This is a genomic window from Trichocoleus sp. FACHB-6 (genome assembly GCF_014695815.1).
Taxonomy (GTDB): Bacteria; Cyanobacteriota; Cyanobacteriia; order Cyanobacteriales; family FACHB-T130; genus Funiculus; species Funiculus sociatus.
Genome location: NZ_JACJOY010000018.1, coordinates 11,957 through 28,568, shown reverse-complemented (window position 1 = coordinate 28,568; position 16,612 = coordinate 11,957). Strand labels below are relative to the sequence as shown.

General features: G+C 44.4%; 14 protein-coding genes. 7 read left to right on the top strand and 7 right to left on the bottom strand.

Annotation, left to right across the window (positions count from 1 at the left end):
* The first annotated feature begins 214 nt into the window (after window positions 1-214).
* From H6F66_RS03180 to H6F66_RS03170, 3 genes are all read left to right on the top strand, one after another.
* The gene (locus H6F66_RS03180) at window positions 215-1,258 is read left to right on the top strand and encodes an ABC transporter permease (RefSeq protein ID WP_190418135.1); all 1,044 of its coding nucleotides are present in this window, start codon (window positions 215-217) and stop codon (window positions 1,256-1,258) included.
* Window positions 1,259-1,411: 153 nt separating this feature from the next.
* Window positions 1,412-2,344 (top strand): ABC transporter permease, encoded by a 933-nt coding sequence (locus H6F66_RS03175; RefSeq protein WP_190418133.1) that lies wholly within the window; start codon window positions 1,412-1,414, stop codon window positions 2,342-2,344.
* A complete protein-coding gene (locus tag H6F66_RS03170) occupies window positions 2,341-3,003 on the top strand; it encodes an HAD family hydrolase (RefSeq protein ID WP_190418131.1) in 663 nt (220 codons plus the stop codon). The genes H6F66_RS03175 and H6F66_RS03170 overlap by 4 nt, the downstream gene beginning before the upstream one ends.
* Here H6F66_RS03170 and upp read toward each other — a convergent pair whose 3' ends face one another.
* The 4 genes from upp to uraH form a co-directional block, all read right to left on the bottom strand.
* Window positions 3,004-3,639, bottom strand: coding sequence for a uracil phosphoribosyltransferase (gene upp / locus H6F66_RS03165; protein ID WP_190418129.1), 636 nt, complete (start codon window positions 3,637-3,639; stop codon window positions 3,004-3,006).
* A gap of 172 nt (window positions 3,640-3,811) precedes the next feature.
* Window positions 3,812-5,020 carry a URC4/urg3 family protein gene (locus tag H6F66_RS03160; protein WP_190418127.1) on the bottom strand — a complete coding sequence of 403 codons (1,209 nt, stop codon included), beginning with the start codon at window positions 5,018-5,020 and terminating at the stop codon, window positions 3,812-3,814.
* Between the two features lie 89 nt (window positions 5,021-5,109).
* The gene (locus H6F66_RS03155) at window positions 5,110-6,375 is read right to left on the bottom strand and encodes a GTP cyclohydrolase II (RefSeq protein WP_190418125.1); all 1,266 of its coding nucleotides are present in this window, start codon (window positions 6,373-6,375) and stop codon (window positions 5,110-5,112) included.
* Window positions 6,376-6,710: 335 nt separating this feature from the next.
* Window positions 6,711-7,073, bottom strand: a complete 363-nt coding sequence (gene uraH, locus H6F66_RS03150) for a hydroxyisourate hydrolase (protein WP_190418123.1) — start codon at window positions 7,071-7,073, stop codon at window positions 6,711-6,713.
* Window positions 7,074-7,572: 499 nt separating this feature from the next.
* Here uraH and H6F66_RS03145 point away from each other — a divergent pair, with 499 nt between their 5' ends.
* Complete coding sequence (locus H6F66_RS03145) at window positions 7,573-7,788, top strand: NAD(P)H-quinone oxidoreductase subunit O (RefSeq protein WP_190418120.1); 216 nt, start codon at window positions 7,573-7,575, stop codon at window positions 7,786-7,788.
* 265 nt (window positions 7,789-8,053) lie between these two features.
* Window positions 8,054-9,031: a malate dehydrogenase gene (gene mdh, locus H6F66_RS03140; protein ID WP_190418118.1), complete on the top strand. Its 978-nt coding sequence runs from the start codon at window positions 8,054-8,056 to the stop codon at window positions 9,029-9,031.
* Window positions 9,032-9,169: 138 nt separating this feature from the next.
* On the opposite strand, the gene H6F66_RS03135 is transcribed toward mdh, so the two are convergent.
* Window positions 9,170-9,289: a photosystem II protein Y gene (locus tag H6F66_RS03135; protein WP_190418116.1), complete on the bottom strand. Its 120-nt coding sequence runs from the start codon at window positions 9,287-9,289 to the stop codon at window positions 9,170-9,172.
* Window positions 9,290-9,386: 97 nt separating this feature from the next.
* Window positions 9,387-9,923, bottom strand: a complete 537-nt coding sequence (locus tag H6F66_RS03130; RefSeq protein WP_190418114.1) for a gamma carbonic anhydrase family protein — start codon at window positions 9,921-9,923, stop codon at window positions 9,387-9,389.
* A gap of 115 nt (window positions 9,924-10,038) precedes the next feature.
* Between H6F66_RS03130 and H6F66_RS03125 the strand changes: the two genes are divergently transcribed.
* Together H6F66_RS03125 and H6F66_RS03120 are read left to right on the top strand one after the other, a co-directional pair.
* Entirely contained in the window at window positions 10,039-10,548 is a 510-nt protein-coding gene (locus H6F66_RS03125) for a TIGR02652 family protein (RefSeq protein ID WP_190418112.1), read from the top strand.
* 32 nt (window positions 10,549-10,580) lie between these two features.
* Entirely contained in the window at window positions 10,581-11,021 is a 441-nt protein-coding gene (locus H6F66_RS03120; RefSeq protein WP_190418110.1) for a VOC family protein, read from the top strand.
* 93 nt (window positions 11,022-11,114) lie between these two features.
* On the opposite strand, the gene H6F66_RS03115 is transcribed toward H6F66_RS03120, so the two are convergent.
* The gene (locus H6F66_RS03115) at window positions 11,115-16,559 is read right to left on the bottom strand and encodes an ATP-binding sensor histidine kinase (protein ID WP_190418108.1); all 5,445 of its coding nucleotides are present in this window, start codon (window positions 16,557-16,559) and stop codon (window positions 11,115-11,117) included.
* Window positions 16,560-16,612: the final 53 nt, after the last annotated feature.

The following is a 16,612-nucleotide window of genomic DNA, read 5'->3' as shown; positions in this document are numbered from 1 at the left end:
AAGGATTTCCCACTCTTCGTCTGTTAGGCTGCTAGAGTACGGCATGACTGCTGGATACGGCTTTTGCGGTAACTGTACTTCAAGATAGTAAAAGATGTCAAATGGGTTCTATACAGAAGTATTATATGTAACTTTTAAATAAATTAAGGCGTAATATCAACATTTATGCTAGACGAACCTACAGTGAATGCAATTACATCTGGCAAATTGTAGCATGACGAAAACTAATCGCATTCAACCCGTTTTGCTACCAATTCTATCGCCCATCATTGCGATCGCATCCGCCCTGATTGTCGGCGCTATCCTCATCTCCCTCTCCAACGCCAACCCGATCACCGCCTACGGTATTCTGTTTCAAGAATCTCTAGCCAACTACTACGGCTTTGGCAATACCATCACCAAAACCGCACCCTTGCTATTAGCCAGTTTGGGCGTGCTGGTGGCGTTGAAAGCGGGTTTGTTCAACATTGGTGCTGAAGGACAAATTTATATGGGGGGACTCGGTAGCGTCTTGGTGGGGTTATATCTGCAAGGATTACCCGCCTTGATTCACGTACCTCTAGGGCTGCTGGGAGGATTCCTCTTAGGTGCCGCTTGGGGATGGATTCCCGGCTATCTTAAAGCGGTGCGGGGTGTCAATGAGGTGATTACCACCCTGCTACTCAACTACGTGGCGTTGAACTTTGTGGGATACCTGTTGAACAATCCCCTGAAGCAGCCAGGTGCGCCAAGTGCCTATTCCGCGCTAATTGCGGAATCCGCCCGATTACCCCTGATTTTGCCGCAAACACAGGCACACGCCGGGATTTTTATCGGGTTATTCGCTACCGGATTGTTGTGGGTATTGTTTGCGCGATCGCCTCTAGGATACGAAATCGAAGCGGTAGGACAAAATCCGACCGCCGCCCGTTACGCGGGAATGTCGGTAAAACGCACCATTATGCTCGTGATGGCGTTAGCCGGAGGATTGGCAGGATTAGCGGGTGCTGGTGAAGTTATGGGGCTGAAATATCGACTATTTGACAGATTTTCACCCGGCTATGGATTTGATGCGATCGGGATCGCTCTCCTGTGCCGTGGTAACTTAGTTGGTATCGTCCTCACCTCCCTATTTTTCGGAATCCTCCGCAGCGGCGCAAATGTCATGCAGCGCAGCGCCAACGTTCCTGTGACCGTAGTTTACGCCATTCAAGGTTTAACGGTTTTGTTCATTGCCATCAGTTTTGCAATTGAACGTCAAATTAAAATTAAAAATTAAAACTTACCTTTTCTGGGCGATTAGAAATCGCGGCTACACGAGACTTAATCTGCCTACGCAGGTTTTAATTTCTTCAGTCCGCGCACCATCCGGACTTCGTTTGTATAGCCGCGAATTCTATTCGCCAGGGTTGCCCAAATCTTTAATCTACTAATGGACATCAACTTTTTCACCGACTACCTAGTTGCCAGCCTACGCCTCTCAACACCCTTAGCATTTGCCGCCCTTGGTGGACTTTTCTCAGAACGATCGGGAGTGCTAAATATTGCTTTAGAAGGAATGTTACTAACAGGAGCATTTTCTGGCGCAGCCGGAGCCTTTTTTACAGGTAATGTTTGGTTAGGCATACTGTTAGCAATAATAATTGGAGGAATTGTCGGATTGCTCCATGCTTATCTGTGTGTCACCCTCCGAGTAGATCAGTTAGTATCTGGACTCGCCATCAATCTAACCGCCGCTGGATTGACTTCATTTTGGGCGCGGGTTTTATTTAATAGTGGGCAGACGCAACAACTCCCAGGTATTCAAACAATTGCTATTCCGGGACTACACAATATCCCCATTTTTGGTACTTTATTCTTTAATCAAGACCCGCTAATCTACTTGTTATTTCTATTAGTTCCACTCATAAGTTATATACTATTCTGCACAAGTTTAGGCTTATCTCTACGCGCTGTTGGAGAATATCCCCGTGCTGCTGATACAGCCGGAGTTTCTGTCACCTTAGTACGTTATATTGCAGTCGCCCTCAGCGGTTGTCTGGCGAGTTTAGGAGGAGCTTATCTTGCCTTAGTTCACGTAAAATTCTTTGTAGAAGATATGAGTGCTGGCAAAGGATTTATCGCCCTTGCAGCTTTGATTTTTGGCAGATGGCATCCCGTCAGCACAGTTTTGGCTTGTTTATTATTCGGTGCAACTGAAGCTTTGCAACTAAGAATTCAAGCTTTTAATCTGAATATTCCCTATCAATTTTTAGTGATGTTGCCTTATATTATTGCTTTATTAGCTTTAGTAGGATTAGCTGGCAAGTCCACACCTCCCGCCGCCCTCGGTATTCCTTATATTCCTGAAAGTCGCGAACAATGAGTCGATATCAATTAATTATTTTTGACTTTGATGGCACTTTAGCAATTACGCATCCAGCGATTATATCGTGCGCTATAAAGACCTTCCAGACATTTAATGTCAAGCCACCAACTGAAGAACAGATTCAGTCAGTAATAGGTGTCCCGCTTGCCGAAGCTTTCACTATTTTTCATCCAGCGATCGCTACCGAAGAAATTCCTCAATGGATTGAAACTTACAGACTATTTTATCAGACAGAAGGCTTATTAAAAATAAACCTATTTTCTGGGGTGAACCAAGTCATCCATGCGGCATCTTCTGAGGGTTTGAACTTAGTAATTGTTAGCGTCAAACATACTAAATTTCTTAATTTAGCCTTAAAAGAACTAAAAATTAATAGTTACTTCGATCTGGTTATTGGAGATGACGGACAAACGCCAATAAAACCCGATGCCAGCGTATTTTATTCAGCTATACAGCCGATTTATCCAGACATCCAAAGTAATGAAGTTCTAGTTGTTGGCGATAGTCACGTAGACTTGCTGTTTGCTAAAAACGCTGGATTAGATGTTTGTTGGGCTGCTTATGGTTATGGCGATCGCGCAAAATGTTTGGCACTCAATCCAACTTTTGTAGTTAACGATATTTCGGAACTGATTTCAATTATCCAGAAAGAATAACTACTGTGTCCCGTACAAGCGATCGCCTGCATCCCCCAGACCCGGTATAATATAACCGTGTTCGTCTAACTTTTCGTCAATAGCAGCCGTGTAAATGGGAACATCCGGATGTTCAAGTTGGAAGTGTGAAATTCCTTCTGGTGCTGCTAATAAGCACAAAAACTTGATTGACATCGGGCTTACTTCCTTAATTCGATCAATAGCGGCGACGGCTGAGTTTCCAGTTGCCAACATCGGATCAACAACCAAAACATCCCGCTGTTCAATATCACTAGGAACCTTGAAATAATATTCAACAGCAACATGAGTAAGTGGATCGCGGTATAAACCAATATGTCCCACTCTAGCGGAAGGAATTAGTTCTAAAATACCATCCAAAATTCCCTGTCCTGCCCGCATAATTGAGACAATTACCATCTTTTTATCAGCAGCCAGCATCGGTGCCAACATTGGCGCAACTGGGGTTTTAATTTGTTCATATTTCAGCGGCAAATCTCGCGTCACCTCGTAGGCTAATAACATCCCAATTTCTTTGAGGAGGTTACGAAATTTTGCCGTGCTGGTTTCTGTTTGGCGCATCAGCGTCAGCTTATGCTGTATCAAGGGATGGTCGATTACAGTAACTTTAGCATTCATTAATAAATTCATCTCCAAAGATGCCCACAGACTCTCATTATGGGGCTATACAAACAAAGTGTGCTTACGCAGGGAAGAACAAACAAAAAGTAAACTAGCACTGATTTAAGAGCCTTGAATTAAACTTCACTTTTCAAAGCTACAACCTGTTTTAACATGAATACTTACTCTATTAAAACACCGTTCCATCGCTTTCTATCTGAATCGGAGGAACGCCGCCTTCTCGCAATTCTGCGGCAATTTTGCGACCCGCACTCCAGGTTCCTCCTTGCAAAACTTTCACCAGTGGTAATTCAGCAGCACTCAAATTAAATTTTTGTCTGATAATCTCCGCAATTTTATCTAACAAACAAACAGTTAACGCCCGCCATTCTACAATTACCTTAGAATCAACAGCATGACATTTCTGGAAAACATCTGAATGCGCTTGTAACAAACCTAGGTCTAAACATAAACCACCATTGCGATATTCTGGCAGTCCCGTGAGTTCTTCTAACCCAATAATTTCTAAACCGAGTTCCTGAAGTGGTTCTAAAAGTGAATACGTTAACCACTGGGAAAGTTTATGAAACGGAATGTATTGATCATCTTTTGGCAAAGCTGGATGAACCCAAACATCGCCTAAGTTTTCTCCTGCTAACACTATTCGTCCCGGCCAAATATCACCTAGTCCCGTCAAAATAGTTTTTAAAACAGTGCTGGCTTTCAGTTTACCATCAAACGATTGACTTAAAAGATAATTCACTAAATTGCCGGGGCGTGGGTTCTTATTGCCAAAAAACTGAGGATGTTGACAGAGTACCTGTCCCAACTTTTGTAGCAGATTAACCCGTCCTTCCACACCTACCAGCGGATTTTCAGAACTCACCTGAAATCCCTCTGCTAATGTTTGTTTTGTTAAATTTTGCAATCCATCTGCATCAGCTTGTAATGGCAATTTCAAATTACTAGAAAAAGCGCCTTTATAAAACATCCGAAAACTTGCCACAGCTAACCCTTCCGAACGCCGAAACACTCGCCCCGTTTCCCGTTCGCGGTATTGCCAATTTGCACCCGCACCCGCATCCAGCAACACGCTGGTAATTGCCAAATCAAACTTAACTTGGGCTTTTTCAAATGGGTTTAGTTCCGCCAAAGTATCATCTAGTTCAGCGATACGCGATACATTTCCAACCTCGAAATGTCGCCAACGACTATGAAAAGGAATATTGAAATCCGGATACTCATCGCGCATCACCTCAATCACATAATCAGCAACTTTATCGAGTTGAGTTAAATCTACTCGAAAGTGACATTTGCCTTCACAGCATAATTGAAAAATGCGATCGCATCTTTCTCGAATCGCCGCCGGACTTTTCAAATACGCAATCAGTTCGCTCATAATAATTTTAAACGCTACCGTAACCCCCAGGAAACCGCAGATGAACGGGCAGTTAGCCTTTGCGCTTTCCTGGGCGCGTACCTTTGGGTTTAATCTCCTAAACCCCTTCCTTTAATTTCCGCAAGAGTTACCGCATCTGGCACTTCTCCCGGCGTATAGTAACCTGCTGCTTGCTTCGCCGCAATTTCCACTCGTGCATCTTCCGGAATCCAATCATCAGGAATGGCTATGCGTTCAATCACCTCAATGCCTGAAGAAATAATTGCGTTATACTTCAGATCACTCATTGAAACTAAACGGTCAATTCGAGTAATTCCTAGCCAATGCAAGACATCTGGCATTAATTCTTGAAAGCGCATATCTTGCAACCCGGCTACACATTCTGTGCGCGTAAAATATGCCTCGGCGCTATCGCCTCCTTCCTGCCGTTTGCGGGCATTATAAACTAGAAACTTAGTTACTTCTCCCAAGGCGCGTCCTTCTTTTCGGAAATAAACAATTACACCCGCACCGCCTTCTTGTGCTGTCTGAATACAAACTTCTATGCCGTGTACTAGGTAAGGGCGACAGGTGCAAATATCGGAACCAAACACATCAGAACCATTGCATTCATCGTGTACGCGCACGGCGAGAAGTTTGCTGGGATTGGTAATTGCTTCTACTTCTCCAATTAAATAAACTGTTGTTCCGCCAATTGGTGGTAAGAAGACGTGTAAATCTGGGCGTGTCACCAGTTCGGGAAACATTCCACCCGTTTGTTGGAAAAGAATCCGCCGTAAATCGCTTTCATTAATCTTGAGTCGCTGGGCAATTCCTGGTAGATACCAAACTGGATCTATTGCTACTTTAGTTACTACTAAACTGCCATTATTTTTCAGGATTTTACCGTCAACTTGCAAGCGCCCTTTAATTATTGAGTCTTGCAATTCTGGCATATTAATATGCGCTTTGGTAATGGCAATGGTAGGGAAAATATCGTGTCCTTGTTCGTAAAGTGTGGTGTAACTTCCTCCCACCAAGGCACCAAATGGATCGAGACAAACAATTTTGTTAGCATCAGACCAACTGGGATGCGGCCCGATGTGGACAACTGGCGAGGTATTTGTCAAATCAGCGCGGTGATTTGCCTGGAGTGCGCCAGATGCGATCGCTAACGCCCGATACACAGCATAAGATCCAGAATGCGTACCAATTACATTCCGGTGATTTGCGTTTCTTACTGTCCCAATTATTGGCCCCCGTTTAATTGGATCGCTTTCTCCCCAGTTAATGGGAATAGGTTTTTGACCAGATTTACCCGGATGAGATGTCAAAACAATATGCTTGTGCTTAGATACTGCTTTCGGCGTTTCCATAAGGTTCTCAAACTAGCTAAAGATGCAGCCCTAGAAGTGATATTTAACTGCGATCGCAAATAAACTTCGATCATACCAATTATATTTTCGCTCAAAAAATATTTTTTCCAGTAAAATCCCTTTTTGGGTTGCTGCACATTAATTCAGTATGATTAGCTACAAAATGTAACTAATAGTTGATTTTTATAAAGTTGCGTGGTTTGAGTTGAGATCAGGAAACCCAACGCTCTTTTTTACATTTGTTGCTTAAGGCTTGCGCTTAACCCACGGGTATGCGTCTATAATCTACTATTTAAAACTAAAATATGTAAAACAAACGGTAAATTTGGCGGCAGTTAGCTGCCACGATAGGTACTATAAGCCCAAGGCGACGCGAGTAGTGGAACATGGTAATGGGCGGTTGGATCGGCGATACCAAACTGTACCGGGACGCGATCCAAAAAAGGTGGCGTAGCGATCGCATCTGACTTTTGAGCAAAGTAGTCTCCGACTGCAAACACCAACTCGTAAACACCTATTGCTAATTCACCTTCAGATAGCAGCGGTCGATCGGTGCGTCCATTAGCATTAGTACATACTTTTTTTAGTAATTTTTTATTTCCACTTTCCGGTTCTAGCAACCATAATTCTATTGCCATATTACTAGCTGCACAGCCCTGAGTGGTATCGAGTACATGAGTCGTGAGACTAGCTGCCATAGCTTTACCAAAAAGTTAATAGTTAGAGATATTTTATCAATTAACAATAAAATACAGGCTTGTTAACCGTAGCCCAGCCTGTATAATACCTTACCGTTTTCTGGCACTAACTTAATATCCGTGAAATTTATTCCATTTTAAGAAGCTTAAACCCGTTGAAACTGTTTTAAAATCAACTTTAGCTACTAACCGCGTAATCTATTTTAGGGACTATAACAATGATATTTGAGTTGTGAGCCAGCATTTCAAATACCCAACTTCTTAAAGAAGTTGGGTATCTCGCATTCACGAATCATTTAGAACTGCTATAGCTGCGGGTAAGCTTAAGCCTAGCCCAGTGACTATAATACTTTACTGTTTTCTGGCAACCTGCGGATTATAGGAAAAAAATGTGACTTGAAAACTCCATAAATTCCATTTTAAACTTTTAATTCCCTTGTCCGGATGATTCTCGCGTCCTCACAGACCTTAAAATAGTGAAAAACATAGAGAAAAGAGCATGGCAGTAAAGAGTGGCGATTTAGTCCGCGCAGTTCGCGAGAAGTTGGAAAACAGTCTGGAATCTCAAGCTAGTGACTCCCGCTTTCCACCCTATATATTTGAAACCAAGGGTGAAGTTGTACAAGTGCGGGGTGACTACGCACTGATAAAGTTTGGTCAGATGCCAGCACCTAACGTCTGGTTGCGTATGGATCAGCTCGAACCGTTCAAGTAAAGTTAACTCCTAATACCATTTTACTTTTGTGAGGCTACACGTTTGACCCCCCCAACCCCCCTTTTTAAGGGGGGCTAAGAAAAAAGTAAGAAGGTGTAGCTTAAAAATATTCCTATGGATAGATGACTGGTGTAGTAGCGGTAAAACAGGGCTGATAAGAAATTGCTCCAAAGCGATCGCATCTACGGTCAAATCCGCGACGGTCAGTCCGTCGAAACGGGTCAAAATATTACAAACTAAACCCGTAGCGATCGCGTGTCATTATATGCCCTTTTCTCCTTTCTCCCCAACTCCTGCGAGTCATTTGCACCGCGTCTCTATCGTCGGTGGTGCTGGCAAAGTTGGGAGTACCCTAGGTCAGCGGATTGCCGAAAAAAATCTCGCAGACGTGGTATTGCTAGATGTGGTTGATGGTTTGCCCAAGGGGATTGCCCTAGACTTGATGGAAGCGCGGGGGATAGAAGCTCACAATTGCCTGATTTCGGGTACGACTGACTATGCGGATACAGCGGGATCTGATGTGGTGGTAATTACCGCAGGTTTAGCGCGCAAACCGGGAATGAGTCGGGATGACTTAATTAAAACTAATGCTCGAATTGTAGTGGAAGCGGCGAAAAATGCGATCGCTTACTCCCCAGACGCTATCTTAATCGTCGTCACCAATCCCCTTGACGTGATGACCTATCTAGCGAAGCAAGCTACAGATTTACCGCGCGATCGCGTTATGGGTATGGCAGGCGTTCTCGACTCTGCCAGATTTCAAACCTTTATCGCAATGGAATTAGGAATTTGCAGTGTCGATATCCAGGCAATGGTACTCGGCGGTCACGGAGATTTGATGGTACCATTGCCTGCTTACTCCACCATCAGAGGCATTCCCATTACAGAACTGATGGATACCGCCACGATTGAACGATTGATACACAGAACCCGCCAGGGTGGGGCGGAGATTGTGGAATTGATGCAGACTGGCGGCGCATACTTTGCCCCCGCCTCCTCAACCTGCTTAATGGTAGAAGCGATTTTACACAACCAGTCGCGCCTGATTCCGGCGGCGGCGTATCTTCAGGGCGAATATGGATTGCAAGATGTTTTTATCGGAGTTCCCTGTCGCCTGGGGCGTGGTGGTATCGAAAGCATTTTGGAACTTCGTCTGTCTGAAGCTGAACGTGATGCCCTCCATACTTCCGCGAAATCTGTGCGCGAGAGTATTGAGCAAGCGATCGCTATGCTTAAACGGTAGGGTGTCCCTTGGCGTTTGAACATTTGTACCCCCAAGGCTAGGTTGCCTTGTAAGCACCTGACAACGTTTCAAGTTGACTATTCCCTCACCAATCGCTAGGGTGGGCATTGCCCACCCTAGCCAGATAAGTTTTGTTTACTATCTGTTAAGAAAACCTTGGATTTGTTTCAAGGCATACGGAAGAATGTTAAACGCAGCCCAACTAGCAGCCAGGATGACAGGCAGTAGAACCACTGCTATACGCAAATCGATATCCATTCTCAGTTCCCTCGCTTGATGCTTGAAGATTTTTAAAAAATTCTCATTTTTAATTGTTATCCGAACCGGGTCAGTTTTACACACCAACGCCAAACAATTAGTAAACCGTTGCAAATCCCAGATCCGTACCCTTACCTGCGTGAACTAAAGCTAACTTCTGATAGCTCCTCGCGTGTTCGATAAGTTCTGCCGCCTCCTCTGGAGAGACATCGCGCGATCGCTTCGCTGGGACACCCACCATCAGCGACAAAGGCGGCACATCTTTAGTCACCACGCAGCCAGCACCGATAATACTACCAGCACCCACCCGCACACCATCCAGCACCACAGCACCAATCCCAATCAGACATCCTCGTTCAATATAAGCCGAATGAATCACAGCGCCATGCCCGACAGTCACCCAATCTTCCAAAATGGTTGGTTTGCCCGGATCGCCATGTAAAATAGCACCATCTTGGATATTCGTTCCTTCTCCAATTTCAATGCGCTCAATATCCGCCCGCACAACTGCCCCGTACCAAATGCTGACCCCAGAGGCAATCTTTACCCAACCCATAACAACAGCATTCGGCGCAACAAAGGCAGCTAAAGAGAGATCCGGACTAGACCAATAAGAGGAAGAGGTTGGAAACATTTGGCGTTCGTTGTTCTCAGGCTCAATCAATGGACAGAATGCCCACAAGCACTCCAACAGATATAATAAAGCCACTGCGACTGTTGCATAGAGAATATATGCCGATACGCATTACATGATGAATCCAGGTTTACAGTATCCTATCTTCGGCGCGGAGATTCACTGCCCTCACTGCCGCCAGACAATTCCAGCCTTGACGCTAACTGATACCTATCTGTGTCCGCGTCATGGAGCCTTTGAGGCAGACCCGAAAACTGGTGAACTGGTTCATCTACAGTCCGGGCGTCACTGGCGCAGGTGGAATGATGAATGGTACAGGCAGCATACGCATCCAGACGGAATTCGGTTTGAAATCCACGAAGCGCTAGACCGACTCTATACCCAAGGCTACCGGGCGACGCGGGTTATTATTGCCAGTCGCTATCGGGAGTTGATTAGCGCTTACCTTGAGCGCAGTACGCCTTGGCGGGGTCAGTCAGACCCGCCACGACCGAGGCTTTATGGCTTGCCAGTTGAGTTTAGTCCGGAACCAGAAGAGGAACCTTGCTGGGAAGTGATTAATTTCGATTTGGAAAAAGAACCGGGTATCCCCGTGCGATATCCTTATTTTCGGTTGTTTGAGTGATGATCAAGCGATTTTAGAGCCAAAATTCAAAGATGCACCACGCTTCGATCAGGACAGCGAATATTCATCGCGCGATCGCATTCTACGAGCAATTAGGCTTTACAGTATGCGATCGCTTCACTACTGGCTACACCCTCGCCTGCTGGATGGAGGGTAGTCTTGGACGCATCGAACTAATCCAAATTCCGGAACCGAAACCAGCCCCCGACGCTTTTGGAGATGAGCATTACGTCGGTTACTACCACTTATCCTTTGATATTACCAACGCCGCATCTGACCTTCCGGGCTGGTTAATCTCGCTTAAAGAACGCTTTGACGAGGCGGCAAAAAATAATCCAGAACAATTTGAACCACTGAAGGTACTTTTAGAGCCGACACAGCAAATGATCAGCGATCGCGTCTACGAAGTCGCCTTTATTGCCGATACCGATGGACTCCCCCTCGAATTTATCCGAGTTTTGAGTAACGCTTAGAGGAAAATTTTTAACGCAGAGGTACGCGCCATATTCGCGCACAGGAACACAAAGGAAATTCGGCGTTGCTGATTTTAGATAGATAGCCCATTTCTACCCATTTATCGGGATAGAAATAACAAACTCCGAGCCATACCCTAAAGAAGAATTCACCTCCAACGTCCCCTGGTGCTTTTCTTCAACAATTTGGCGGGCAATAGACAATCCTAAACCCGTTCCTTGACCAACAGGCTTGGTTGTGAAGAGGTGATCGAAGATTTTTTGTTTCACTTCATCAGAGATACCACCTCCATTGTCCTTAATTTTAATCAAAGCTCGTTCGCCCTTTTCGCTCACAGCAGTTTGAATAGCAATTTGGTTGGGTAGGGATTGAATCTCACTAAAGCTACGTCCCTTACTTTGTTCTTCCAGAACATCAATGGCATTTGCCAAGATATTCATAAATACCTGATTTAGCTGTCCGGGGAAGCATTCCACTAGGGGCAAATTTCCATACTCTTTGACAATTTCAATTGCAGGGCGGTTTTCATTTGCTTTTAGACGATGCTTGAGAATCAGGATAGTGCTGTCGAGTCCATCGTGAATATTGAAAGGAACTGGGCGATCGCTATCTGCCCTCGAAAACGTTCTCAAACTTGTACTGATACTGCGAATACGATCGACTCCCTCCTTCATCGAGCCAATCAATTTAGGCAAATCTTCTCGCAAATACTCCAAGTCTATATCCTCAATTTCTGCTTCAATTTCCACTCCGGGAACGGGAAACTTTTCTTGATAAAGGTCGATTAAGTTAAATAAATCCTGTACATAATACTGAGCAGGTTGCAGGTTTCCTGCAATAAAGCCTACAGGATTGTTGATTTCGTGGGCTACCCCTGCGACTAAATTTCCGAGAGCAGACATCTTCTCATTCTGTACCAGTTGCAGTTGCATCTGTTTGAGATCGTTAAGATAAAGCTCTAGTTTTTGAGCATACTCCTGAGATTGCTGATACAGACGAGCGTTCTGTAAGGAAATTGCCGCTTGGGAGCAGAGGATGTTGAGAATGCCGACCTGATCGCCCGTGAATGCCCCAGTTGTCAAATTATTTTCCAAGTACAGAATTGCCATCATTTTGCCTTGATGGAGAATCGGAGTACACAGAATGCTCTTAGGTTGCTGCTGCTTCATATAAGGGTCAGAAGCAAATGTTAATTGAGTCGTCGCATCATCGAAAACTAGGGTTTCTTTAGTCCGTTTGACGTAGTTAATGATAGTTGGGGGAATTTCTTGGCTCTGCCCAATCAAAACATCTTGCAAAATGCAGTCTTGGCGAGCGCTACAGTGAACGGCGATCTTCCAATTTTCCTCTTCATTTAAAATCAATACTCCTGTTTGCGCTCCGGCATTTTTTACCACCACTTGCATCAGCGTAGAGAGCAACTGATCGAGCTGAATTTCGCTAGAGAGAGCTTGAGAAGCTTTGATAAGTGTTGGTAAATCTATTACTGTGCTACTCGTACTCCCAGCAATTGTTTGGTTTTTGGTAGAAGATGAGGTGTCATTAGAGGTAGTCACTCCCTCGAACGAACGAGTTTGATTCAGTTGCAGAATCGGAGCAAGCAGTTGAGGATAGCGTTCTTCTAGATCGTCAATCTTCGCTTTAGCTCCCCAACGACTGTAGGCATAGTAAGCATCTACGAGATACACCTGGGCAATTTTTTCTTTTCCCCATTCCAGGTAGAATTTAGCAGCCAATTCGTTTGCAAGGGCTTCTTCGTTGAGGAATTGATTTTCTTTAGCGAGGGAGATGGCGCGATCATAAAACTCAGCAGCCTGCCAGTTTTCTTCAGCAACACGAGCAATCTCCGCCTCTAAAAGAAGAAATTTGGACAGACAGTTTTCAGGGCAATTCTCTGCCCAAACTTGAAGTTGTTTCCGATTTTTCTGAATAACTTCTTGATGATTTTTCTGTTGTTGCTCTGCTGCTGCTCCATAAAGTTGCAACACACTCAAAGACTGATAAAAACAATGCAAAACACGTTGAAATTGTCCATATAGTGCATTAGAAAACTCTGCCGCCGCTACTAACATTTCATAAGCTTTAGCATACTCACAATAGGTAAAAAACAAAAATGCTTTAGCGAAATAGTAAGTATTACTGCCGTAGCCATAGCCAATTTTATTGAACGTTGCTAGCGCAGACTCTTCATCAAATGTTTCAGAGCTAAGGCTATACTTACCTGTTGTTAGCCCTTGCAAATTCTCTAGGAGTTTGCACTGAAGGATTAGGGCAAACGCTGTCGTAATCTCCGTCCGTTCGGCAAAGCTGATGTACTTTTCATGTCGAGTCAGCAAACTGTGAATATCGCTGGATACAATCGCTTGCTGCCAGAAACTAAACAGAGCACTGTGATGACACCAAGAAAAATCGCCTACCTCCATTGCCCCCTGATAAGCAGCTTGTTGCAGAACAAGATTGGAACTAACGTGCTTGCGCCAATGGTTGATAAAGTTGCCGAACGACATATAAATTTTGCCATTGAGGGTGGTGTTATTAAATTTTTCATTCACCTTCAACCCTAAAAGTCCAAACTCATAGCCCAATTCATAGTCTTGAAAGCGTTGGCAGAGAATTGTGCCATACCAAACATAAACAAAACCCGCCAGATTTGTATTCCCGTATTGCAAACAGAGATTGGTCATGTGTAAAACAACCAACACTAACAACACCTGATTAGTCAGGTAAGTGGGCGGTACCATGTTCATTAGTAGTTTGATCAGCATCTGGCGTTCTTCATCGACAATGAGTGGTGCGTCGATCAGTCCTGCAACTGCGCGCTGATTTAAGGTTTTTTTAACTGCCAGAGCCATCGCTTCTAATTCCGCTTCATTTGGCATAATCGACAGTTCTAAGCCCAACAGCTTTAGCCCTTCAATCCCTACTTGAATCGCCTTTTGATAGAGTGCATTGTTTTGATAATGAGTTAGCTGAATTGCAATGATTTTGGCTCGATCAAGACTAGACTTGGCATTGCTAAATCCTATTTCTACCAAATATTCTGCTTGGTCAAAGTTACCTAACAAAAACTCAGCCTCAATACTTTCTAAATATAAATTTATTGTTAATTTGTATTCCGTTTCCCATTTATTTATTGGCAAGCAATTTAAGCCAAAAGCTAAATATTTTGCCCCAGCTTCATAAGCGGTTGAGAGTTTAGCTTTCTGCCCTGCAATCAGGCTAATTTCAGCTAAATTAGTTCGTTCCTCGTCCTGCGTTATTAGCTCTGAGCTAAGGTTAAAATGATTGATAATATCGAACAGTTCTTCTCCTCTTGCTACTTCCGAGAAATTCTGAAGAAGTAATCGACCGATTTTGAGATGAGTTGCTTGCTTTTCGTTTTCAGGAATCAGTGAATAGGCGGCTTGTTGAACGCGATCGTGTAAAAATTTGTATGTTGGTAATGGGTCGGAGTTTTTCTGCCCGATTGCTAATCCCCCATTCCCTTCTCCTTGGTAAAATTTATAAACCTCACTACTGGGTAAAATCAGCCCTTCTTGTAGCGTTTTCCATAAGATATTGGCTGTTTCTATAGGCGATTTTTCATTAACAATTCCTAATGTTGCCAAATCGAATTGATTGCCAATGCAGGCAGCTAACTTCAAAACTTCCTGTGTTGGAGCAGGCAACTTTCGCAATTGAAGTGCCATGAACTCTACAACATCATCTGTCAGGGCTAATGTCCGCACTGAGGCAATGTCACACTGCCAATAGTGCGCGTCATAGTTAAATGCAATTAGCTTATCTTCATGCAAAGATTTGAGGAATTGCGTGCTGAAGAATGGATTCCCTTTGGTTTTCTGATAAACCAGTTCGGTTAGGGGCAAAGCCAACGCTGTAGAACAAGCTAGAGTATCGGCAATTAAACAATTCAAATCCGAGAGTTCGAGCGGCTCTAGAGTAATGGTATTTACCGTTGCTCCAGTTTTTTGAATGCCGGATAATGTCAGCATTAAAGGGTGTACCGGACTGACTTCGTTATCTCGGTAAGCTCCCATTAAGAAGAGATAACGCCGTTCGCGATCGCTTGTCAGGAGTTGAATCAAGTTCAACGAGGCTGAATCAGCCCATTGCAAGTCATCTAAGAAGATGACGAGCGGATGTTCTTGGGTGGTGAAGACAGAGATGAAGTTCTCGAATAACCGATTAAATCGGTTTTGGGCAGCATTCCCAGTCAGTTCTGGTGCAGGGGGTTGCTCTCCAATAATCCGCTCTAGTTCGGGAATGACATCAACAACTACCTGAGCATTCTCCCCCAATGCTGCCAGGATTTGAGTCTTCCACTGCTCAACTTTAGCGTCAGTTTCGCTCAACAATTGCCCCATCAAATCTCGAAAAGCCTGTACAAAAGCACTGAAGGGAAGGTTGCGCTGGAATTGGTCGAACTTGCCTTTAATGAAGTAGCCTCGCTGTCTCACGATAGGTTTGTGAACTTCGTTGACGACAGCAGTTTTGCCAATGCCGGAGAAGCCAGTAACGAGCATCATCTCGGCGCTTCCTGCACTAACGCGCTCAAATGCCGTTAGCAATGCTTGCACTTCAGCTTCGCGTCCGTACAACTTTTCGGGGATGATGAAGCGATCGCACAAATCCCGCGATCCCAACTCAAAGTCTGCAATTTCACCTGTCGCTGTCCACTGGTGCAAACAATTTTCCAAGTCGTATTTGAGTCCCAGCGCACTTTGATAGCGGTCTTCCGCATTTTTCGCCATCAGTTTGCTAACTATGAACGACAACACGGACGGAACGCTCTTGTTAAGGTGATGGACTGGGATAGGCTGCTGGGCAAGGTGACAGTGTACTAAGTCCATCGGATCATCCGTTTGGAAGGGCAACTGTCCCGTTAGCATTTCGTAGAAAGTGACTCCCAAAGAGTAGAAATCCGTGCGGTAATCAATCCCCCGATTCATCCGCCCTGTTTGTTCGGGAGAGATATAGGGTAAAGTGCCTTCGAGGACATTTGGATTTTGAATTTCTTGGGTTTCGCGTGGCAGCAAGGAGGCAATGCTGAAGTCAATCAGTTTTACCTCTTTGCTGGTCGGGTTGATTACTATATTGGCCGGTTTGAGGTCTTTGTGGATAACGCGGTGCTGGCACAGTCCCTCAAGGGTATGGGCAACTTGAACCGCAATGGAGAGAAACAGGGGTATCGGCAAGCTAGAAGTTTCGCCGCTTTCCTTGCTTGCTTCTGCTACAGAAGCGAGGTAGCTACACAAGGAAATGCCGCCAAAATCCTCCAAAATCAAAGCGTAGCTGTTATAGTAGCTCTCCAGGTTATAGGTCTTGATGATGCCAGGAAAATCTAGGTTTTTACCAATGATGTATTGGTTGCGAAAGTGAATGAGTTCGTTGAAGCGAGGAAACTCATTTCGCAGTAGTTTTATAACAACTGGTTGCCTGTCTGATTTTCGGACACCCCGATAAACCACAGTGCGGCTTCCCGCATAAACTTGTTCTTCAATACTGTAGCCCAAAAGCCCGATTGTCGTGTTAGCCATAGCTACTGTTATGTTTGTAGGGATTTTTAAAGTTCTTTAACTTACTATTCCCA